Annotated in this window: 22 protein-coding genes; 9 read left to right on the forward strand and 13 right to left on the reverse strand. The window is 61.2% G+C overall.

Annotated features, from left to right (window positions below):
* Positions 1-11: 11 nt before the first annotated feature.
* Positions 12-908, reverse strand: a complete 897-nt coding sequence (locus IQ25_RS00475) for a DUF7146 domain-containing protein (RefSeq protein ID WP_144901184.1) — start codon at positions 906-908, stop codon at positions 12-14.
* 124 nt (positions 909-1,032) lie between these two features.
* Here IQ25_RS00475 and IQ25_RS00480 point away from each other — a divergent pair, with 124 nt between their 5' ends.
* Positions 1,033-1,689 carry a lytic transglycosylase domain-containing protein gene (locus IQ25_RS00480; protein WP_101794850.1) on the forward strand — a complete coding sequence of 219 codons (657 nt, stop codon included), beginning with the start codon at positions 1,033-1,035 and terminating at the stop codon, positions 1,687-1,689.
* Between the two features lie 87 nt (positions 1,690-1,776).
* Here the strand turns inward: IQ25_RS00480 and IQ25_RS00485 are convergent, their stop codons facing one another.
* Positions 1,777-3,048, reverse strand: coding sequence for a tyrosine-type recombinase/integrase (locus tag IQ25_RS00485; RefSeq protein ID WP_144901186.1), 1,272 nt, complete (start codon positions 3,046-3,048; stop codon positions 1,777-1,779).
* 266 nt (positions 3,049-3,314) lie between these two features.
* Here IQ25_RS00485 and IQ25_RS00490 point away from each other — a divergent pair, with 266 nt between their 5' ends.
* Positions 3,315-3,656, forward strand: coding sequence for a putative quinol monooxygenase (locus IQ25_RS00490; RefSeq protein WP_144901189.1), 342 nt, complete (start codon positions 3,315-3,317; stop codon positions 3,654-3,656).
* Between the two features lie 69 nt (positions 3,657-3,725).
* On the opposite strand, the gene IQ25_RS00495 is transcribed toward IQ25_RS00490, so the two are convergent.
* Positions 3,726-6,659, reverse strand: coding sequence for a TonB-dependent receptor (locus tag IQ25_RS00495; protein ID WP_144901191.1), 2,934 nt, complete (start codon positions 6,657-6,659; stop codon positions 3,726-3,728).
* A 386-nt stretch (positions 6,660-7,045) separates the two neighbouring features.
* On the opposite strand from IQ25_RS00495, the gene ribH reads away from it, so the two are divergent.
* Positions 7,046-7,465, forward strand: coding sequence for a 6,7-dimethyl-8-ribityllumazine synthase (gene ribH, locus IQ25_RS00500; protein ID WP_144901193.1), 420 nt, complete (start codon positions 7,046-7,048; stop codon positions 7,463-7,465).
* A gap of 4 nt (positions 7,466-7,469) precedes the next feature.
* On the opposite strand, the gene IQ25_RS00505 is transcribed toward ribH, so the two are convergent.
* From IQ25_RS00505 to IQ25_RS20975, 5 genes are read right to left on the reverse strand one after another with little or no spacing between them, the layout of a single operon-like run.
* On the reverse strand, positions 7,470-7,997 hold the full coding sequence (locus IQ25_RS00505) for a DUF1254 domain-containing protein (RefSeq protein ID WP_144901195.1): 528 nt from the start codon (positions 7,995-7,997) through the stop codon (positions 7,470-7,472).
* Positions 7,994-8,593 carry a DUF1214 domain-containing protein gene (locus IQ25_RS00510; protein WP_158637640.1) on the reverse strand — a complete coding sequence of 200 codons (600 nt, stop codon included), beginning with the start codon at positions 8,591-8,593 and terminating at the stop codon, positions 7,994-7,996. Before IQ25_RS00510 ends, IQ25_RS00505 begins: the two co-directional genes overlap by 4 nt.
* Complete coding sequence (locus IQ25_RS00515; protein WP_144901199.1) at positions 8,583-9,674, reverse strand: hypothetical protein; 1,092 nt, start codon at positions 9,672-9,674, stop codon at positions 8,583-8,585. Before IQ25_RS00515 ends, IQ25_RS00510 begins: the two co-directional genes overlap by 11 nt.
* On the reverse strand, positions 9,674-10,762 hold the full coding sequence (locus IQ25_RS00520; protein ID WP_144901201.1) for a phosphotransferase family protein: 1,089 nt from the start codon (positions 10,760-10,762) through the stop codon (positions 9,674-9,676). Before IQ25_RS00520 ends, IQ25_RS00515 begins: the two co-directional genes overlap by 1 nt.
* Before the next feature lie 16 nt (positions 10,763-10,778).
* On the reverse strand, positions 10,779-10,949 hold the full coding sequence (locus tag IQ25_RS20975; RefSeq protein ID WP_158637641.1) for a hypothetical protein: 171 nt from the start codon (positions 10,947-10,949) through the stop codon (positions 10,779-10,781).
* A 442-nt stretch (positions 10,950-11,391) separates the two neighbouring features.
* On the opposite strand from IQ25_RS20975, the gene IQ25_RS00525 reads away from it, so the two are divergent.
* Positions 11,392-11,919 (forward strand): helix-turn-helix domain-containing protein, encoded by a 528-nt coding sequence (locus IQ25_RS00525; protein ID WP_144901203.1) that lies wholly within the window; start codon positions 11,392-11,394, stop codon positions 11,917-11,919.
* A 94-nt stretch (positions 11,920-12,013) separates the two neighbouring features.
* Here the strand turns inward: IQ25_RS00525 and eno are convergent, their stop codons facing one another.
* Positions 12,014-13,300, reverse strand: a complete 1,287-nt coding sequence (gene eno / locus IQ25_RS00530) for a phosphopyruvate hydratase (RefSeq protein WP_144901205.1) — start codon at positions 13,298-13,300, stop codon at positions 12,014-12,016.
* A 224-nt stretch (positions 13,301-13,524) separates the two neighbouring features.
* On the opposite strand from eno, the gene IQ25_RS00535 reads away from it, so the two are divergent.
* The 5 genes from IQ25_RS00535 to IQ25_RS00555 all read left to right on the forward strand — a co-directional run bounded on the left by IQ25_RS00535 (position 13,525) and on the right by IQ25_RS00555 (position 15,626).
* Entirely contained in the window at positions 13,525-14,106 is a 582-nt protein-coding gene (locus tag IQ25_RS00535) for a hypothetical protein (RefSeq protein ID WP_144901207.1), read from the forward strand.
* A gap of 28 nt (positions 14,107-14,134) precedes the next feature.
* Entirely contained in the window at positions 14,135-14,515 is a 381-nt protein-coding gene (locus IQ25_RS00540) for a phage holin family protein (RefSeq protein ID WP_144901209.1), read from the forward strand.
* A complete protein-coding gene (locus tag IQ25_RS00545) occupies positions 14,512-14,796 on the forward strand; it encodes a hypothetical protein (protein ID WP_144901211.1) in 285 nt (94 codons plus the stop codon). Before IQ25_RS00540 ends, IQ25_RS00545 begins: the two co-directional genes overlap by 4 nt.
* Before the next feature lies 1 nt (position 14,797).
* Complete coding sequence (locus IQ25_RS00550) at positions 14,798-15,298, forward strand: hypothetical protein (protein WP_144901213.1); 501 nt, start codon at positions 14,798-14,800, stop codon at positions 15,296-15,298.
* A 106-nt stretch (positions 15,299-15,404) separates the two neighbouring features.
* Positions 15,405-15,626 carry a DUF4170 domain-containing protein gene (locus tag IQ25_RS00555; protein WP_144901215.1) on the forward strand — a complete coding sequence of 74 codons (222 nt, stop codon included), beginning with the start codon at positions 15,405-15,407 and terminating at the stop codon, positions 15,624-15,626.
* Between the two features lie 66 nt (positions 15,627-15,692).
* Here IQ25_RS00555 and greA read toward each other — a convergent pair whose 3' ends face one another.
* From greA to carA, 4 genes are all read right to left on the reverse strand, one after another.
* On the reverse strand, positions 15,693-16,169 hold the full coding sequence (gene greA, locus IQ25_RS00560) for a transcription elongation factor GreA (RefSeq protein WP_144901217.1): 477 nt from the start codon (positions 16,167-16,169) through the stop codon (positions 15,693-15,695).
* A gap of 133 nt (positions 16,170-16,302) precedes the next feature.
* Positions 16,303-19,626 carry a carbamoyl-phosphate synthase large subunit gene (gene carB, locus IQ25_RS00565; protein WP_144901219.1) on the reverse strand — a complete coding sequence of 1,108 codons (3,324 nt, stop codon included), beginning with the start codon at positions 19,624-19,626 and terminating at the stop codon, positions 16,303-16,305.
* A complete protein-coding gene (locus tag IQ25_RS00570; RefSeq protein ID WP_144901221.1) occupies positions 19,610-20,038 on the reverse strand; it encodes a hypothetical protein in 429 nt (142 codons plus the stop codon). The genes carB and IQ25_RS00570 overlap by 17 nt, the downstream gene beginning before the upstream one ends.
* Positions 20,035-21,210: a glutamine-hydrolyzing carbamoyl-phosphate synthase small subunit gene (carA, locus tag IQ25_RS00575; protein ID WP_144901223.1), complete on the reverse strand. Its 1,176-nt coding sequence runs from the start codon at positions 21,208-21,210 to the stop codon at positions 20,035-20,037. The genes IQ25_RS00570 and carA overlap by 4 nt, the downstream gene beginning before the upstream one ends.
* Positions 21,211-21,361 lie beyond the last annotated feature (151 nt).

Genomic DNA, 21,361 nt, shown 5'->3' on the forward strand with positions numbered 1-21,361 from the left:
TGGCTCGCTGATCAGGTTTGCCGAGCGAGCCTTGCCTTGAGTTCATCGTTCCAGTCGAGACCGGTCGACGCTGGTGCTCGCGAGTGGATCACACGGCCTGATGTAGAATAGGCCTTTCGTGCGCGCTGATCCGCGAGCTCGCCTCCCGGATCATTGTCGATGAACAAGTGGAGCTCGCGCACACTCTCGGGAATCGCGACGAGGCCGAACCGCTCGTTCCCGAGCGTTGCCCAGCAAGGAATCCCAAACAGCTGCATGGCTGACAGGGCGCTTTCGATACCTTCGGCAAGGCCCAACCGGCCCGCGGCTGGCGGGGCAAGTCTGACAGCACCACAGCTGAGGCTTCCCAGCGCACGCTTGGGACGCTCGAAACCCGCCAACTTGCCGCTCGCAGTATCGATAAACGTCCTGTGCACCGCTATTGTGCCGATGTCAGTCGTGACGTTCGCCAACATTGCAGGGAGGAACTGGACCGCGCCACGTGGTCCGAGCGGCGTGCGCTCGAGGTAACGGAGCTGATCAGAGGCACGCAGGATCCCGCGCTGCGCGAGGTATCCTTCGGCAGGGCTGTCGGAGATCGCCGTCGCCGATTGCCACAAACGCCGCGCGTTGGAATCGAAGGCCCTATTTTCCTGTCGATCAGCGACCACGGCACTAGAGCCATCGAACAGGTCACGGCTGCGAACACCCTGGCGGTCCAGTGCTGCTATGACCTCCTCGTTCGAGCATCCCGCGAAGCAATGAAACAGGATCGCCTTTCTTCCCAGTGTCACGCTCAAAGAGGGAGTTCGGTCATCATGCGCCGGGCAGCAGCACATGCCTTTGCCCCGACTCCATGTACCCCGAAGGCTTTCGACGATCGCGCGGGCGCGGCGTTCGAGTTGATGAGGTTTGTCTAACGGGGGCATCGACCTTCTCCGGTTGAGGTGCCCTCCCCGTGCAGCCTCCACTCTGCACTCGCGCCAAACCAATTTCCTACGCCACTTGTTCTATATATGTTCTCACTCGATTCGGCTATAGAAGGATCGAGAAATGACAATGAAAGCTATCTTGGTCGCAGGCTTCGCGATCACCTCTGCTACATCCGCCAGAGCCCAAGATTTGTCCGCGCCAGCCACAATCGAAGCCCCCGCGAGTCACTCCGAAGGCATCCGGATTGCTGAAACATCGAACGGCTTCCAGCTGGTCGAGCATGGGCTGTGGTCATCCCGTCAGGCCGGCCCGGCATCGGGTCTCATTGTACCACAAAATGGCCGGGTGAACCTGCCATACAGATACGAACCCAAGGCCAAACCTGGCCCCTCCGACTTCAGGCGAGCAAGCTACCTTCCCCACATCTATGCGGCGGAAGCGAAGTACTCATTGCCCGCGGGCCTGCTCGATGCGCTCGTATGGACAGAATCTCGATATAACCCCTTCGCCGTCAGCCCTGCAGGCGCAGCAGGTCTTGGACAGCTGATGCCAGCCACGGCAAAAGAACTCGGGGTCTTCAATCGCTTCGATCCTATGGCCAACATCTTCGGCGCGGCGCGGTATCTGCGGCAGATGCTCGACAGGTTCGGCGTGGTTCACCTCGCGGTGGCTGCCTACAATGCGGGTCCCGGCGCAGTGGAACGCGCAGGCGGCATTCCCCGGAATGGCGAGACGCCCGGATATGTCCAAGAGGTCCTTCGACAATGGCGTTTCTAAAGATCGACCCACGATGGCCATAGCACGGCCCATCATCCTGCGGTTTCTAGCTGGGCGGTTTCGTTGCGGTTGCGAACCCCTGTGAGATTAGCCGACTTTGACTTCGACTGGATACTTGGCTGCAATCTGCATTACCTCCTTACCCCACAGCGCCAACGCCTCCCGTTTCTCGTTGGTATACTGGTGACGGTGATAGACGCCAGCGACGCCAGCCATAGCTGATCCTGACTGGTGATTGAGCACCGCCTCAGAAACCACCAAGGGTATGCCAAGACGCTGGAGACCAGTTGCCACCGTCCGTCGAATATCATGCATTGTGAAGTGACCGGCCTCATAGCCGAGCTTTTCGTCCACGCTTGCCCTGATGCGCTTCCAGGCCTTCGATAGTCCGCTGACGCTGTTCGTATTGGTGACCTTCGATGCCAACAGGATCTGGGATTGCTTGTGGGCCTCGTCAGGGTCGATGCCAGCCGCCATGAATATCTCGGTGATGACTGCCAGGGCCTGGGCGGATAGCGGCACCACATTCGCTTTGCCGTTTTTCGCTCGGTCGCCCGGAACTGTCCAGACTTTCGCCTTGAAGTCGAACTCATCGCACGCCGCATCAAGCACTTCACCTCTGCGTTGAGCCGTAAGAATAAGCATCTGCACGAGATAGCCGAACGGATAGCCATCCTCGACCGCAGATTGCCACAGCGCAGCAAGCTCACGGTCGCTGAGTACACGGTCGCGAGGCTCATTCCGCTTCGGGCGCCACGCATCCCGGCAGGGGTTGGCTGGCATATGCTCAAGTCTGGTGAGCGCCCACGTGTAGAAGGTCGAAAGATGGCGATACACGATGCGCGCCATCGTCAGGGTTTCCTTGCCCCGCTCGAACGCAATTTTCTCAACGAAGCGGCTCACGTCACTTCGGGTAATGGAGTCCGCGAGCCGGTCTCCAATCTCGGGCTCGATGTATTTTCGGAACACTCGATCGAACTCCCTCGCGCTCCGCTTTTTGCCCTCGATCTGCTGAGCAAGGTACGTCTCGTAGAGTTCCGCGACTGTCCCGACCCCTTTTGATCCCTTTCTCTTTGCCCCCGCCTTTCTGGCGATGCTCTTGCCCTGCTCGACATCGACAAGCAGATCGCGCGCCTTCTTTCGGGCATGGGCCAGTGTAAAGCTTGGCCCATGGCGTCCGATTGTCACATTCAACCATTTGCCCTGAACCCGCTTGCGCAGAATGTACGTCTTGATACCACTGGCACCCATGCGGAGCCTAAGGCCGGGTACGATACCATCGGCGAGCTCAACCTGACCCGCAGTCGGCGCCTTCAGCCCTGCGATCTTCGCATCCGTCAAACCTACTTTGTTCGCCATATGCACCTGCTACCTTAGGTAGCTTTTTGTAGTGGATACTGGCGAACATTTCAAGAACAATGCGGACTATGAATCGCAGATTTCCGCCATTCTTGGACCCATGCGGACGCGCTAGGACCCTCTGATCATGGCTCTTAATCAGCGGGTCCTAGGTTCGAGCCCTAGTGCGTCCACCACCCCTCATTTTCCAGACCTAATGGAAACGCCAATTCCGGCACAGCTTTCATGCGCCTAGTTCCTTGCCAGCGCGAACAAGGAGAACGGGCATGGAGCGGGTGACACTTTGGGGCTGGATCGACTTCGAAGGCAAGGATGCGGCTGCCATCGTCCGTGGCGGCGCGCAGTTCATACTGCCGACCTACGAGGAACGCGGCTGCGTCCATTATGTGTGGAACGCCGATCCGCTCAAGCCTGACCGGATCTGGGTGTTCGAGGAATGGGATAGCGTCGACGCGCTGGCCGATCACCTGGAAGGACCGCTGTACCGCGCCATGGCCGGATACCTTGCCGAAGCCGGGATGACAGGCGCGGAGGTCGACAAGTATCGGGTCGTGCAGAAGCAGCCGGTCTATGATGGTAGTGGCGTTCCTCGCGCCGAATTCGATTGAGCCAAGAAAAAACGCCGGAACCCCAAGGGTCCCGGCGCAAGGTTTTCGCGTCTGGTTCGACGTCGAAGCTTAGAACTTGAAGCCAGCAGCCACGCCGTAGCGGCGCGGTTCCAGCGTGAAGATGTTGGTGAACAGGCCCGACGACTGGTCGGTCACGTAGAGGCCGGTCGTCGCGTTGTTGTTGCCGATGTTCTGGATGTAGCCGCGCACATACCAGCGGTCATCCTTCCCGTTCAGCTGGATCTGGGCGTTCATGACCTCATAGCCCCTGATCCGGTTGATGTTGCCATTGAAGATCGTGCCGTAGCTTTCGCCGGTGTAGTTGATGTCGAAGCGCGGCACGATGGTCATGTCGCCCATTTCCAGGGTGTACTGGATGCCGGCCGACCACTTGAACTCAGGCGCCTGCGGCAGCTGATTTCCACGGACGTTCTTCTCGATGCCCGAGCTGACGCGAATGCCGCCAAAGGCGGTGCCTGCTGGCCCAGCTGCAGCGCCCGCGAGAGCACCACAAATTGAGAAGGCGCCAGTCGTGTTGGTACCCGGAATTGGAGTTGTCGGTCGCAACCCAACACCAGCATTTACGGCATTGACGAACCCGTTTGCAGCAGCCGCGCTGACACCAGTCACGGCGCAGTTCGAGCCGAGCGTAATGTCCTTGATGATGACCGTGTCCGAACGGCCCGCAGAAACATCGCGTGTGTCGACGAAGAACTGGTCGCCGACAACCTTGGTTTTCAGGTAGCTGGCCGACAGATTGACAAGGAGGTTGCGGGTCGGCGCCATGATCGCTTCGGCTTCGAGACCGTAGATATTGGCATCGATGTTGTCGTTGACCGACGTGCGCGCCGTGATGCGGCTGAGCTGCAAGTCCTTGTAGCGATAGTAAAACGCCGAAAGGTTGAGCTGCAGTGCACCGAACCGGTTCTTCGAGCCGATTTCGAACGCATCGACTGATTCCGGCTTGAACGAGTCATTCACGGAGCCAACCGAAAGCGGCGGGTTGATGCCGCCCGACTTGTAGCCACGCGAATAGGACAAGTAGACCAAGTTGTCCGGCGTGATCTGGTAATCGAGCACCGCACGGCCCGTGAAGCGACCGAAGCTTACGGAACGTTCCTGGAATGGCTGGACGCCTGCCGTTCCCTTGTCGAAATCGCCAGCCGTCGCGTAGTTCAGGGCGTTCTCGAGCGCCTGTGCACCCACGACAGCGTAGAGCGCGCCACCGCCGGCAAACTCGCTGGACAGGCCGTTGCTGAGCAGCGTTGTGCGTGCACGCGTGAACTTCTTGTCGTGGTTGTAGCGCAGGCCGAGGGTCAGCTTAACCTGGTCGTTGAACTTGAAGTAGGATTCGCCGAAGATGCCGTAGCTGTCGAGCGTACCCCGTGCCGTGTTGCTTCGGAAGAACGGCGAAGGACGGAAAACGGCCTGCGGACCGAATGCCCCGGACGCCGCTGCTGCCGCACCAAGTATACCGGAAGCGTAATCGAGGCCGAACGAATTGACGTAGTAGTTGTTGTTCGTCGTCACGCCGCGCAGATAATTGGCGCCGATCAGGAAGTTGAACATCCCGTCAAAATCGGAGTCGATGTGCGCTTCGGCAGCGTACTGCTTGTACTCCTGGCTCGATTCATCAAAGTCGAGAGAGGTGTTCGCACAGATCGCCTTGTTGCCCGCACCATAGACGCCGACATTGTTCGGATCAATGTCAGACTGGCAGACCTTGCCGGTAGGACCGTTAGGGATCAACCGCGCGGCAATCGGCGCGAAGGCAAAACCGAGCGTCGGGCTTTGAGCGAAGGCGGCAAGAGCGGCCAGACCAGCATTACCAACCAGGCTGCGCTGCGTGGCGAGATTGTAGTCGGACCGACTACGTACCGAGTTGCGCGAGAACCCCGCTGTGACGTTCAACGTCAGGCCGGTTCCGAGGCTTTGCTGCAGCTTGCCCTGATAGACTTCTTCCTGCGCGAAGTAGGTCGGGAGAAAGTCGATGTTGACAGTACGCACGTCCGCCGGATTCACGACGCCCGTATTGGCGTCGCCGTCATTGCCATAGATGCTGCCGAGGCCGAGCGCGGCAAAGGTGGGCGACACGGCGACGCCGAAGAATTCACGCGAGGAAAGCAGCGAAGCCAGCGTCGAGTCCGCATTCGTCGTTTCGTTGGCGAGCTTGTCGGGCAAGCAGCCAAGCACGCCGGTAGGGTCGCGATGGCAGAGCTGCTTCTGGATACGGCTGCGATTGTCGTTCTCGCGGAAATAGTAAGCCGAGAGATCGATCGTGGTGTCAGGGCTTGGCTCCCAGCGCAGCGATCCTCGGAACGCGTACATGTCGCGACCGTCGATCCGGCTGTTGCTGCCGATGTTGTAGGTGTAGCCGTCGCGGCGGTTGTACATGCCTGCAACGCGTACGCCGAGCGTCTCGCCCAGCGGGATGTTGACCATGCCCTTGAGACGGACCGAGTTGAATTTGCCGTAATCGGCTTCGCCAGCCGCACCGAAGCCGGAAAGATCGGGCTTGGCGGTGATGATGTTGACAACGCCCGAGGTCGCGTTGCGTCCGAACAGGGTGCCCTGCGGTCCGCGCAGCACTTCGATGCGTTCGAGATCGAAGAATTCGGTTTCGAACAGACGGCTCGACACCATCGGCATATCGTTGAGATGGATGCCGGTGGCCGCGTCGCACGACACGCCGACGCAAAGGTCACCGATGCCGCGGATGGTGAAGCTCGAAGAGGTGAAGTTCGTCTTAGTGAACGTGACGTTCGGCAGCGAGAGCTGAAGGTCGGAGGAGTTCTGGATCTGCTGCTTGGTCAGGTTTTCAGCAGAGAATGCCGAGACAGCGATTGGCACGTCCTGCAGCGACTGTGCCTGGCGCTGCGCGGTAACGATGATTTCTTCAAGACCAACATTATCGTCGGCCGATTGCGACGCACTCTGGGCGAAAACCGGTGTAGCGACGGCTGCAGCGCACACGCCCGCAAGCAGGGAAAGCTTGCCCCTCATAGTCAGACCTCTCTCTCCAGCGGCACCCGTCATTGACCGCGGGTTGCCTGAAGGACAGGACATAACTTCAGCGATTCTTTGTCAACCGGATAATTAAAAGTGCGGGTTTCCGTAAGGGAAGGTCGTTGCAGAAGTGACCAATTGCGCAACGATTGCATAAAAATTTACAACATCGTGATGAGTTAGGTGGCTCGCCGGGCACATCATGATGTGATAAATGACGAATCAGCTCACCATCACGCCGGATCCATGTCCGAATCATTTCTGCAACCGACACCATTCACCGGCCAAAACAGCGTGCTCCGCCGTAGCAATCGGGCGGGCAGAGTTGTAAGGCTCCCCCGCGCGCACCGCGCTTCCCAAGTTTTTCCCGAGGACCGTTTTCCATGGCCAAGTTCCTGATCGTCGAAGCCCGCTTCTATGACCACCTCAACGACATGCTGGTGGCAGGCGCGAAGGCGGCGCTGAAGGCAGCCGGCCACAAGGTCGAGGTCGTAACCGTCCCCGGAGCGCTCGAAATCCCCGGCGCTATCGCGATGGCAGACCAGTCTGAAGATTATGACGGCTTCGTCGCCATCGGCGTGGTGATCCGGGGTGAGACCTACCACTTCGAAATCGTCGCCGGCGAAAGCGCGCGGGGCATCATGGCGCTGACCATGGACGGCCTGGCCATCGGCAACGGCATTCTCACGGTCGAGAACGAAGCTCAGGCGCTGGTCCGCGCAGACCCGGCGCAGAAGGACAAGGGCGGCGAAGCGGCGAAGGCGGCGATGGCTCTCCTCGCCCTGCGCGAACGCTGGGGCTGATCGCCTAGCCCAAAGGCGCGCAGGTATCCCCCCGGCGCGCCTTGTCCGCCGCGTCGAACGCCGCTTCAGTCGGCGCGAGGCGACGGTCGAGGATGATGCCACGGGTCGTCGGAGTGTAGATCACGGGCTCGTTGCCGGGATGCACCAGCTTGCGTTCTTTCTGAAGGATGAAGCGTATTCCCGCGGGACTGCGGAGGGAATCCATCACGGCAACGTTGTCGGTGTTCCCGGCAAAGACCGAGACCGAAACGTATCCACCGCCAGGAGTGGCGGGAACGTCGACCATTATCGGCCCCTTCGACAGATCATAGACACAGCTGGCATAGGCCAGGTCCGGCGAAGGCCGCACCACCCAGCGCGACGCAGACGTCGTGCGATCGGAAAAGCGGAAGGCGTTGACCAGCTTCCCGCCTTCGGAGAGCCTCGTCATGGCCAGATGCATGATCGCATGCGGTGCGAGGAAAATCGTCCCCACATGCCCGATCCCGACCGCTGCGACGAAAACGAGGATGTAGCGCAGCGCAGGCTTCATTGCGGATCTCCGCAAGAGACGCGCTCTACCCGCGGGAACGGGATTGAGCCGAAATCACCCTGTGCATGGGGTGTGGGGTTATAGATGCGCAAGGTCAGGTCAAACTCGCCGGCATTGCGTGTGGAAAGCCAGGGCATCGCCGGATCGCCACTCGGTCCAGCCTGGGCCTGCCAAGCACCGGTCGCATCCGGACGGACTTCCGACGCATCGACCGACAATGCATCGTCGTTGTTCTGTGGCAGGTAATCGTCCGCAGCATAGGCCGTGATCGACCACCATCGCCCCGGAAGCTGCCCACCCGAGAGGCGATAGTGGCACCCCTCACGCAAGGGCTCGCCCAGATCGTCGACCTTGCGGGTAAAGTAGATCGCCTGGCTGCGATTTAGCGCAAGCAGCCCCGTCAACGCCACGCGTGCGCGCAACAGTGGGCCAGCCTCGGTTGACCCCGTAACGCGACTGCCTGACCAGCCCATGTGCTCCTCACTGCCCATGCCGAGGTGTTTCATCGAAACGAAAGCAGATGCCACGCCCGCCATCAGGCCCAGCGTGACGACGCCTGCCAGCTTGATTGCGGAATACCTGCTACTAACCGGCATCGAAGTATTCCTTGAGCCCCCATGGTTCATACGGGCCGATCACCAGTTGCTCGAAACCGCCAATGCCTGTCTCGCCATCGCTGGTGGTAACGCGCGAGATCATCTGTACGTGCAGATTCTCGAGGCCCGGCGCCATCGGATCGAGCGTGGCGAGAAGGAAATCCTCTCGCTCAACGGCCAGCGCACCGTGGTGCAACCCGTGGCCCCATTTCGGGCTGGTGTACCCCAGCCCGCGCATCTGGAAACGGAGCATCGGTTCGAACGTCAGTTCGAGCGGCCCCTCCGGTCGCTGCACGGTCAGCGTCCCGCTCGCGGGCCAGCGCGTGCCTGGCTGCATCGGAGATGTCATCGCGCATGACGGCGTCTCGTAAAAACCATCGTGCCCTGCTCCATCCGGCGCAATCACGGCCCGCGTGTTCCAAGGTGCACCATGCCGGTCCGCATTGATGTGAAAGAACAGGCTGCGCGTGGGCAGGTTGACCGGTGTCCACTGCCAGAAGAAACTGCTGACCACACCGTGCCCGTGCGGTTGGGTATCGGACGTGCCGACCGGACGCACGCCCCAACTGCGATCGCGCGTCCCGCAGGTGCCGGGGGCAAGGTCGATGCGCTGACCGTCGATCTCGATCCAGCCGGTATAGTGTCCGTTCTGGGTGAGGCGCGTGTAATCCATGAACGTGCGCGGTCCGATCCGGTAGGTAAAGCGCGGCTCCTCGATCGGGAAGGCACGACCGGTGAAGGTCAGTTCGGCGCTGAGCCCTTCCCCACACACTTTTACCCGCAAGACCTTCAGCGGCTCTACTACCTCGATGCTGATCGGCCCCACGGTCAGGTCAAAGCGCTCCATGTTGAGTTCGCGCGAGGTATGAAGATTGTGCTGCACACCATTACGAATGCACGAGAAATGCGCATCGGCGACGTTCAGGTGCGGGTAGATTCCGAAGGCAACTGCAAAGAAGCCCGAGCCATCAGGCGCATAGCCGTTGAAGAAATACCGGTCGTAGAAGTTCCGGTCGGTTCCGGCATAGGCGACCGGTTCGGGTGTCTGATGCAGCGGAAAATCGTCACCTTTGGTCAACATCAGACGTGCTCCATCCGGCGCCTCAAGGCACCAAGGCTGTCATGTTCGAGCGCCAGTTCGCAGGCACCACGCGCCATTGACAGGAAGTTCGCATCGCCACGCTCGGTTCGCACCACGAAAGCAGCGCTGAATACTGCGGTGGAAACGCCGTGCAGCGCACCGATCCGGTAATCGTCCCACACGTCCTCTCGCGTGAGCGGGGCGCCAAGCCTCGTCATCTCGGCGCAATAGAGGTCCAGCAAAGGCGCTTCATTGGGGCGGCGCAATTCCGAGCCGATGCCGCAGCCGAGAAAATAGCCAATGTCGGTCAGCCCGCAGCCAACGGCCGACGTCTGCCAGTCGACCAGAGCGATCGGCTCTGACCCTCCCCTGATCCCGAACAGCATGTTGTCGAGCCGAAAGTCACCATGCAGGAAGCAGCGGCTGGATTGCCTGCGGTCGAACCAGAGGTCGAGATTGTCGTTCAGCGCCTCGCAAACGCCCATGAGTTCGGGCTCGAGCGCCTCGGCGTACCGTTCGCGAAAGATGGCCTGGGCCTGGGGATAGAGCGCCCGCAGCGAAGAGCTGGCCTGCGTATCGAGTTGCAGCCATTTGGCGTCCAGCACCGGATGATCGCGGGTTGGAGCATGGAGGGCAGCGGCCTGGCGTATGGCCTGTTCGGCCTCGGCAAGGGTGCAGCCTGCCAGCTGGTTTCCGGCCGCACACGGCCCCAGGTCTTCGAACAGCAGCACGAAATCGCACCCGTTGGCGTCGAGCTCGGCCGCATGGACCTTCGGCACGCGCATGCCAGTGAGAGAGGCGACCTCGCGATAGAACATCACCTCGCGCGAATAGAGCGAGAAGGCGGCAGCCGTCTGGCGGCTGGTGGGATCGCTTGAGGGGAACTTGGCGGCGACCGACGCCGGTGCTCCGCTCGTCTTGCCATCGTAAGTCAAAGTAAAGCGCGCCGTATCACCGACTTGTCCAGTCCCGATCGAAGTCCACTCCATGTGCCGGATCCGGGCATCACCGAGCAGCCCTCCACGGGCGAATTGCGCCTCCAGCCACGCCGCATCGACCTCGTCCGGCCGCGTCGGAAAATCAGCCATCTCTTGTCTCCCGTGCCTAGGCTGACAGAGACGGCAGGCCATTGGAAGAGGAATTCAAATGACCGATTAACTCAACAGGCGCCGGAACAAAGGGCAGCGCGAGCGATCGGTTCGGATCAGATTCAGCGAGAAGATTCATCGGAATCAACAGGCCGACTTCGTGGATCGCGGCATTCGGCTCGATCATCGCTGGCGCAGGGATAGCAGCAAAAATGGTGCCTTGTTGGTCGGGACGGGGATCCTACCTGTTCACGGCAGATTTCAATTCCTGGGTCACTGTGGCGCGCAGAGTCCGACAATGTCGCCAACGATCCGGAACAGCAGCCTCCTGGCAATCAATCACCAAGATTTCCAACGACAGCTGTTAAATCCAGATTGGAGTGAACTTCATCCATGAAACAACAAAACTGCTCCGCAACGGCGCAATAGTCAGACAAAACAACAGTCTAATGCAACCCAAGGCACTGCTTTCATTGAATTTTTTACACCCCCAAAACTGAAATAGGATAGATCACTAAGGGTAATCCCGGATGGCTATTGCCCTAAGCCTGGCCGATGCTTTTCCCGTCATGACCGATCTGCGGCCGGTCAAGACAGCGCAATAGGGGTTGCGCGATAGGGGTGCAGAAATGGGCAAGGAACAACTGAGATCAAAGGCACGGCGGCTCATTGCAACAGCCAATGAACTTCTGGCCATCGCACATGAACTCGAACTCACCGAGGGCGACGGGCGCGTGGACGAAGTGGCGAGCTCGCACAGCGTCAAGGACAGTCCGGTCTGGGCGGAGGTTGCCCGTACCGCCTATCGTGACAGACGCAGGCGGGCGAACATCTTTCGCGATGCGACACTGTTCGGCGAACCGGCCTGGGACATGCTGCTCGATCTGTTCATCGCGGCCAAGGAACGCAAGCGTCTTCCAGTGACAAGCGCCTGCATCGGCGCGGCGGTACCTGCCACCACGGCGCTTCGCTGGCTTACGGTGCTCGAGGACAAGGGGCTCATCGTGCGCGAGAACGACATGAGCGACGCGCGGCGAGTCTTCGTGCGCCTTTCCTCCGATGGATACGAAAAGATGGTCGCGTACTTCTCGGATGTCGCCGGGGACATGCGCAGCGAAGAAGATGTGGAGTCACCTTCCCTGAGGGTCGCACAGTAATACCAATTTGGTCAAAGCCCTCAACGTACGAAGGGCACGCAAAAAAGGGGCAGCCTCCTAAAGGAAGCCGCCCCTTTTCACATAACGCGAATTCTCAGGCGCCGAGGCGACCAAACGCGGCCTTGCCGGCGTAGCGCGCCGAGACGCCAAGCTCTTCCTCGATGCGGATGAGCTGGTTGTACTTGGCAAGACGGTCGGAACGGGCAAGCGAGCCGGTCTTGATCTGGCCACAGTTCGTGGCAACCGCGAGGTCGGCGATTGTCGCGTCCTCGGTTTCGCCCGAACGGTGCGACATCACGGCGGTATAGCCGTTGCGCTGCGCGATCGAGACGGCCTCGAGCGTTTCGGTCAGCGAGCCGATCTGGTTGACCTTGACCAGCAGCGAGTTCGCCAGGCCCTTGCCGATACCCATTTCGAGGCGCTTCGGGTTGGTAACGAACAGGTCGTCACCGACCAGCTGCACACGCTTGCCAACCTTCGCGGTGAGCGCTGCCCAGCCTTCGAAGTCGTCTTCGCCCATGCCGTCCTCAATCGAGATGATCGGATAGGCATCGCACAGTGCAGCGAGGTAATCGGCCATGGCATCGGGCGAGAGCGAGAGGCCTTCGCCGCTGATCTCGTACTTGCCGTTCTTGAAGAACTCGGTCGCGGCGCAATCAAGCGCGAGCATCATGTCCTCGCCCGGCTTGAACCCGGCCTTCTCGATCGAGGCCATCACGAAATCGAGCGCATCGCGCGTGCTGGCAAGGTTCGGGGCAAAGCCGCCTTCGTCACCCACGGCAGTGGCGAGACCCTTTTCGTGCAGGCCCTTCTTGAGCGTGTGGAATACTTCCGCGCCCCAGCGCACGGCCTCGGCGAGCGAGGGCGCGCCGACCGGCATGATCATGAATTCCTGGAAGTCGATCGGATTGTCGGCATGCTCGCCACCGTTGATGATGTTCATCATCGGCACCGGAAGAACGTGGGCAGCAACGCCGCCGACATAGCTGTAGAGCGGCAACCCGCGCGCATCGGCTGCGGCCTTGGCCACGGCCAGGCTGGTGCCGAGGATCGCGTTTGCGCCGAGACGGCTCTTGTTCTCGGTGCCGTCGAGTTCGATCATGGCAAGGTCGATGTCGCGCTGGTCTTCAGCATCGAGGCCGAGAATGCATTCGGCGATGTCGGAGTTCACCGCGGTGACGGCCTTGGTGACACCCTTGCCGAGATAGCGCGACTTGTCGCCATCGCGCAGTTCCACCGCTTCGTGAGCGCCGGTCGAGGCACCCGAAGGAACGGCGGCGCGGCCGAAGCTGCCGTCTTCCAGCAGAACGTCGACTTCGACCGTGGGATTGCCACGGCTGTCGAGAATTTCACGTGCATGGATGTCGATGATCGCAGTCATGGTCTGCTCCCTGCTGGCTGGCGATAATGAGGCGCCAAGGTTTGGCGCGGCTCCTATCGGCTGGAACCGTGGCAGGCAAGCCGCGTTTGCAGTGCAACATACCTATCCGGGGCGATCATTGAGAGCTAGGCTCTTGCAATGATCGCCAAGGGTCTAGCAAGATGGCGAAGACCGCCCATATCGAGGGTTCACAACCCGCGCGAACAGCCGAAGGGATACGAGACATGGCCGAGACCACGATGACCCCCGCAGACGCTCCCAAGAAGCGCAGCACCAAAAAGAAGATCGACGACGCGGTGATGGCGGCAACGGCCTCTGCCGAGACGGCGGCGGAAACGGCCAAGGGTCGTTTCAGCAAGGCGATCGAAGATGCCAAGGCAGGGGCCGAGGCGCTGAAGGGCGAGGCGCTCGAAAAGGGCGCGGCGTACAAGGCGAAAGTCAGCGGCACGACCTCTGACTGGGTCGACGAAGCCAAGGTCTATGCGGGCCAGGCCAAGGAAAAGGGCGCAGCCCTTGCCGTTGAAGGCAAGACCCGCGCCAGCGATGCCTTGGGCACGCTCGGCAAGACCATTTCGGAAACGGCCGCCACCATCGATGAAAAGCTCGGCGTGCAATACGGCGACTATGCCCGCAGCGCCGCCCGCTCGATCCAGGAAACCGCCGCGAAGCTCGAAGCCAAGGATCTTGGCGAGCTGGGCGACGACGTGAAGGAATTCGTTCGCAAGAGCCCCGGCGTCGCCATCGGCGTTGCCGCTATCGCAGGCTTCGCCATCGCGCGCCTGCTCTCGGGCGGATCGGACGACTGACGGCGTTGGCCCGGAAGGCCCGCGTCCGATGAGCGAGACGGAAACCATCGAAACCACACCCGAAAGCGCCGCCGATGAAGGCATCGGCGGCGCGATCAAGGCGCTGATCGAGGACGGGCAGACGCTTGTCGAAGCGGAGATTGCCTATCGCAAGGCGCAGGCCAGTTATGGTCTGGGCGAAGCGAAGTCGATCGTCGTGCTGCTTCTGCTGGGCCTCGCCTTTGCCTTTTTCACGCTGCTCGCGCTGGTCGTGGGTTTGCTCCTGGCCCTCGCGAGTTACGTGGGAGTCTGGGCTTCGCTAGGGATAGTTGGGGGAGTGTTGGGAATTCTGGCAGCTGTCTGCCTCATGCGGGCAGTCAAGCGAATGAGCTTGGCCAAACAAGCGCTTGGCGGCGCTTCGCAGCCATGAGCGATCCGCAAACCCTAAAGGCAGCCCGTGCTCTGCGTGATGACGCCCTCGCGGTGTTCAAGGGCGATCTCGACATGGCCAAACTTGAGGTATCCCCAAGCCGCGTCAAGGAACGGGCGCTGGGTGAAGCCGTTGAGATGATTGACACAGCCCGCGCAATTGCGGGCGAGAACAAGGCCGTGATCGGCGCGACGCTGACCGCACTGCTCGCATGGTTCCTGCGCGAACCGTTGCAGCAGTTGGTGAAGCGCGGAGCCGATCTGGTCCGACCTGGAGATTGACATGCAAGACGACCTGACCCCGCCCGAAGCCGAAACCCTGCGCGACAAGGTTGACGCCGCAAAGGCCCGGCTCGCCGCACGTACGGAAAGTTCCAAGTCGGTACAGGCAGTTAAGGGCCTGATCGAAGAGCATCCGGTTGCCTCGGTCGCCGCGGGCATCCTGCTCGGCGCGCTGGTGGCACGTGCCCTGCCTCGGATCGGCGGGAAGAGCGAAACGGCGAAGGATTCCGCTGCCGGCCTGCGCAAGAGCGCAGCAGGGTTGGCTTCCGTGGCAGGAAAGCTGGCAATCGACTACGCCACACGGGCTCGCGAAGCTGGCCGTGATGGCCTGCACAAGGTTGAGGAAGTGTCGGAAACCGTTGGCGGCAAGATTGCCGGCAGCACCGAAGATGCCCGTCGCAAGGCTATCGACCTTTCAGAGATCGTCCGTTCCGCCGCGATGGAAGCGAGCGAGGCCGCCCTGCGCAAGGTCAATGAACTGACCTCGCGCATGAAGCATTGAAGCACAAACCGCGATAAGCTTGCCGAATACGACTATCGCTCACTTGCGCGGACCCGTGCTTTTTGTCAGTGGCGCTTACGAATCCTCCCCAAAGGAATAGTCGCCAATGCAAAAGCTGCACCTCGTTATGGGCGGGCGGGTCAAGGACCCGCAGGGCCTCGAATTCGTCGACCTCAAGGCAATCGATGTCGTGGGCGTTTATCCCGATTACACCAGCGCCGAAGAAGCATGGCGCGGTGCGGCGCAGCGCACGGTCGATGACGCGGAAATGCGTTACGTGATCGTGCATCTGCACCGCCTGCTCGAGCCGGAGCTGCCCAAGGCCTGAGCCCGCAGGAAAACAAAAAGGCCCCGGATCGCTCCGGGGCCTTTTTTGTTGGTGCTTGGCGTCAGATCAGATGAATTCGATCTTCTGGACCAGATAGAACTTGTCGCCCGAGGGAACCGTCACTTCGATCTCCTCATCCACCTTGCGGCCGATCAGCGCCTTGCCCAACGGTGAGTTGTAGCTGATCATGCCGTTCTTTGCGTCAGCCTCATAGGGGCCGACGATCTGGTATTTGACCGGCTTGTCGTCTTCGTCGAGCAGCGTCACCGTTGCGCCGAAGATGATCTTGTCGCCCGATAATGTGGAGGGATCGATGATCTGGGCGCGGCTCATGCGATCTTCGAGATCGGCAATCGTCGCCTCGACCTGGCCCTGACGCTCCTTGGCGGCGTGGTATTCGGCGTTTTCCGAAAGATCCCCATGCGCGCGCGCTTCCTCGATCGCGTCAACGATCAGGGGGCGCTCCTCGCGCAGTGCCTTCAGCTCAGCGACAAGCCTTTCGTAGCCCCCCGCAAGCATCGGCAGCTTTTCGACACTCGCCATCCGTTAAGCCTCTTTCCTGTCACACGCCCGTCTTGCCGCTACGGCATCCACGGGAAAACCTGTCCCCGCCGGTCCTGCACCGAATGCACAGGGCCGGACCACCATATTCACGAGGCCGGGGGACTACCTAGGTTCAACCATAATAGTCCTGCAACGAACGCACTTCAAGTTCGGCCGAACGCAGAGCTTCGATGGCCTCGACGGCGGCGACCGAGGCGGCTGCCGTGGTGAAGTACGGAACGCGCGAGTTGAGCGCCGAGGCGCGGATCGATTGCGAGTCCTTGTGGCTCTGCCAGCCCTCGGTCGTGTTGAAGATCAAGGCCATATCGCCATCGATGATGCGGTCGACGATGTGCGGACGGCCCTCGGCCACCTTGTTCACACGCTCGACGATCACGCCCACATCCTTGAGATAGCGTGCCGTGCCGCCCGTGGCGACGATCTTGAAACCAAGCCCGGTCAGCTTGCGCACGGCCGGCAGGATTACCGGCTTGTCCGAATCCTTGACCGATACGAACACCGTCCCACCCTGCGGAAGCTTCGTCCCTGCGCCGAGCTGCGACTTGGCGAATGCCACGGCGAAGGTGCTATCGATGCCCATGACTTCGCCGGTCGACTTCATTTCCGGCGAAAGAACCGGGTCGATGCCGGGGAAGCGTGCGAACGGGAACACCGCTTCCTTGACCGCCATGTAGTCGATCTCGCGCTTGATCGGCGGGAGATCGGCCAGCTTCTCGCCTGCCATGACACGCGCGGCGAACTTGGCGATGGGCGTGCCAACGGCCTTGGCAACGAAGGGCACTGTGCGGCTGGCGCGGGGATTCACCTCGATGAGGTAAACCTCGCCATCCTTGATTGCGAACTGGATGTTCATGAGGCCGCGCACGTCAAGGCCGCGCGCCAGCAGAACTGCCTGCCGCTCCATCTCGGCGATGATCTCGGCCGAGAGGCTATAGGGCGGGATCGTGCAGGCGCTGTCGCCCGAGTGGATGCCCGCTTCCTCGATGTGCTGCATGACGCCCGCGACGGTCACGTCGGTGCCGTCTGCCAACGCATCGACGTCGCATTCGATCGCATCGCGCAGGTACTGGTCGATCAGCACCGGGCTGTCGCCCGAGACCTGCACGGCGGTGGCGATGTAGTCGTCAAGCTGGGCCTGACTGTCGACGATTTCCATCGCGCGGCCACCAAGCACATAGCTTGGACGGATCAACACGGGGTAGCCGATGCGGCTGGCGACCGCGACGGCCTCGTCACGGCTGCGGGCAATGCCGTTCATCGGCTGCTTGAGGCCAAGCTTGGCGACCAGCGCGGCAAAGCGCTCGCGGTCTTCGGCAAGGTCGATCGAGTCCGGCGAGGTGCCGAGGATCGGAATACCTGCATCCTGCAGCGCCTGCGCCAGCTTCAGCGGGGTCTGCCCGCCGAACTGCACGATCACGCCAACCAGTTCGCCCCTCGACTGTTCGACTGCGAGGATTTCCAGCACGTCTTCGGCCGTCAGCGGCTCGAAGTAGAGGCGATCCGAGGTGTCGTAATCGGTGGATACGGTTTCCGGGTTGCAGTTGACCATGATGGTCTCGAACCCGGCATCGCCCAACGCATAGCAGGCGTGGCAGCAGCAATAGTCGAACTCGATGCCCTGCCCGATGCGGTTCGGGCCGCCGCCGAGAATGACGATCTTCTTAGCGTCTGTCGGCGCAGATTCGTTCTCGGGTTCGCCGAACAGCGTGCCTTCATAGGTTGAGTACATGTAGGGCGTGACGGCCTCGAACTCGGCGGCGCAACTGTCGATGCGCTTGAACACCGGGCGCACGCCGAGCTTGTGACGCAGGGCGCGAACCTCTGCCTCACTGGTGGCACCAGCCATCGCGCGCAAGGCATCGTGGAGCAGGCCCGAGCGCTTGGCCTGGGTCTCACCCATGCCGCCCGCAACGCCGATGCCGCGAACGGCGAGCGTGGCGAGGCGCTTGTCCGAGAAGCCCATCGCCTTGAGGCGGCGCAGCCCGGCAGCGTCGTTGGGCAGGCCATCCTGCTGGATCTTCTGTTCCTCGGCCACGATCTCGGCGATGTGGCGCAGGAACCAGGGTTCGTACTTGGTGACGGCGTGGACTTCGTCGACCGAGAGGCCCTCGCGCAGCGCCTGTGCGATCACCAGCAGGCGATCGGGTGTGGCGCGGGCGAGCGCGGCGGTGATCTCGTCGCGGCTGGCGCCTTCGAGGCCGACGACGCGGTTGAAACCATCGAGGCCGGTTTCCAGCCCGCGCAGGGCCTTCTGCATCGATTCCTTGATGTTGCGGCCAATCGCCATGACTTCGCCGACCGACTTCATCGCGGTGCCAAGCAGCGGTTCTGCGCCCTTGAACTTCTCGAAGGCGAAGCGCGGGATCTTGGTGACGACGTAGTCAATGGTCGGCTCGAACGCCGCCGGGGTGGCCCCGGTGATGTCGTTCATGATCTCGTCGAGCGTGTAGCCAACGGCCAGCTTGGCCGCGACCTTGGCAATCGGGAAGCCGGTGGCCTTCGATGCCAGTGCCGACGAGCGCGACACGCGCGGGTTCATCTCGATCACGATCAAGCGACCGTCGGCGGGATTCACCGCGAACTGGACGTTCGAGCCGCCGGTTTCGACGCCGATCTCGCGCAACACCGCGATCGATGCATTGCGCATGATCTGGTATTCCTTGTCGGTCAGCGTGAGCGCTGGCGCGACAGTGATCGAGTCCCCGGTGTGGACGCCCATCGGATCGACGTTCTCGATCGAGCAGATGATGATGCAGTTGTCGTTCTTGTCGCGAACGACCTCCATCTCGTATTCCTTCCAGCCGAGGAGCGATTCCTCGATCAGGACTTCGGTGGTGGGCGACGCTTCAAGACCGCCCTTCACGATCTTGACGAATTCGTCCTTGTTGTAGGCAATGCCGCCGCCGGTGCCGCCCATCGTGAAGCTGGGGCGGATGATCGAAGGCAGGCCGGTGCGTTCGAGGATCGCCAGCGCTTCATCGATGGTGTGGGCAACGCCCGAGCGCGCGGATTCGAGGCCGATCTTGTCCATCGCCTCGCGGAAGCGCTGGCGGTCTTCGGCCTTGTCGATCGCATCGGCATTGGCGCCGATCATCTGGACGCCGTACTTTTCCAGCGTGCCATCGTTGAACAGGGCCAGCGCGGTGTTGAGCGCAGTCTGCCCGCCCATCGTCGGAAGAAGCGCATCGGGGCGCTCCTTCTCGATGATCTTGGCGACGATTTCGGGCGTGATCGGCTCGACATAAGTCGCGTGCGCCATGTCCGGATCGGTCATGATCGTCGCGGGGTTCGAGTTGACCAGGATGATGCGATAGCCCTCTTCCTTGAGCGCCTTCACCGCCTGCGTGCCCGAATAATCGAACTCGCAAGCCTGGCCGATGATGATCGGCCCAGCGCCGATGATCAGGATCGAGGAGATGTCAGTGCGTTTGGGCATTTTGGTTCACCGGCTCAAAAGTCATATAAAGTGGGCGGTACGAAGGCCCGGAAGCCCTATTCGAAAGCGGGTTTGGTTGAGGTTCACCGCTTACTTCAACCTGTGCTTCGTCGAGCAAACATTGAAATTCGCGAGCCGATATGTCCGAAAGTCGGACGACCGCCTGCTCCATTCCATCCGTCGCTGAATCGATCTGAAATCTCTTTAATTTGCACTTCGCAACAGCCATGGTTGGAGTTTGTTGCTCCAGTTCAGTACCGTCGGGACTGGGTGGCACTTCCATTCGTGCAAGGCCGTGAATTTGGATCGTGCCATGGGAATAAGGATCCACTTTCCGCGCGTACAACCAGCCGGTATATCCTGACAGAATAGCTGTGAGCACCGTCGTCAGGATGACCTGCTGATTGTTCACCCCAACATCCCCACAAACTTCTCGAACAGATAAAAACTGTCCTGCGGTCCCGGCGATGCCTCAGGGTGATACTGCACGCCGAACGCGCGCTTGCCCTTGACCGCGATACCGCAGTTCGAGCCGTCGAACAGCGAGACGTGGGTTTCTATCACGTTCTCGCCCAGCGCGCCGGGGGCGTTGTCGACCGCGAAGCCGTGGTTCATCGAGGTGATCTCGACCACGCCGTCTTCCATGCGCTTGACCGGGTGGTTCGCGCCACGGTGGCCCTGGTGCATCTTGGTAGTGCGGGCACCAGCAGCCAGCGCCAGCATCTGGTGGCCGAGGCAGATGCCGAACACCGGCTTGTCCATCTCAAGCAACTTCTGGATCACTGGCACGGCATAGGCACCGGTCGCCGCCGGATCGCCCGGGCCGTTCGACAGGAACACGCCATCGGGCTTGAGGGCGAGGATTGTTTCCAGCGAGGTCTCGGCCGGAACCACCGTCACCGCCGCGCCTGCCGCCACGAGGTTGCGGAAGATGTTGTCCTTCGCGCCGAAATCCATGGCGACAACATGCGGGCGCTTGTCATGGGGAGAGCGGCCATAGCCCTTGCCGAGATGCCAGACCGAGCCTTCCCAAGCCTCTTGCCCGTCACGCGTGACGACGCGGGCGAGGTCCATGCCTTCAAGGCCGGGCCAGTTGCGCGCCCGCTCAAGCAGCGCGGGAATGTCGAATTCGCCCTTGGGATCGTGGGCGATTACCGCATTGGGCGCACCGCTCATGCGGATGCGGCGGGTCAGCGCGCGGGTATCAAGCCCCGAAATGCCGATCTTGCCCTGCTTTTCCATCCACTGCTGGAAGGTGCCGGCGCTGCGGAAGTTGGCAGGCGCGGTCACATCCTCACGCACCACGCAGCCGACGGCACCGGGCGTATCATGGCTTTCCATGTCTTCCGGGTTGGTGCCGACGTTGCCGATGTGCGGGAAAGTGAAGGTGACGATCTGCGCCGCGTAGGACGGATCGGTCATCACTTCCTGATAGCCGGTCATCGCGGTGTTGAAGCACACCTCGCCCACGGCCAGACCGGCAGCACCGAAACCACGTCCCCAGGCAACAGACCCATCGGCAAGTACGAGGACTCCCGTCGCGCCGTCTGGTTGAGGCGCGTGCGAAAGTGCGGGGTCGGCCATGATATGGGGCGCTCCGTTGGCAGGGGTTCTGGCGATGTTGCTAAGGGGCGGCGGTTAGACCTGCATTGCCGCAGCGTCAACCTAGCGAAGTCTGAAAGTTTGGCCTACATTGGCGGCCTTCCGCTTTTTCCCGCGGACAACCTCACAGGAA

The organism is Novosphingobium taihuense, assembly GCF_007830315.1.
Classification (GTDB): Bacteria; Pseudomonadota; Alphaproteobacteria; order Sphingomonadales; family Sphingomonadaceae; genus Novosphingobium; species Novosphingobium taihuense.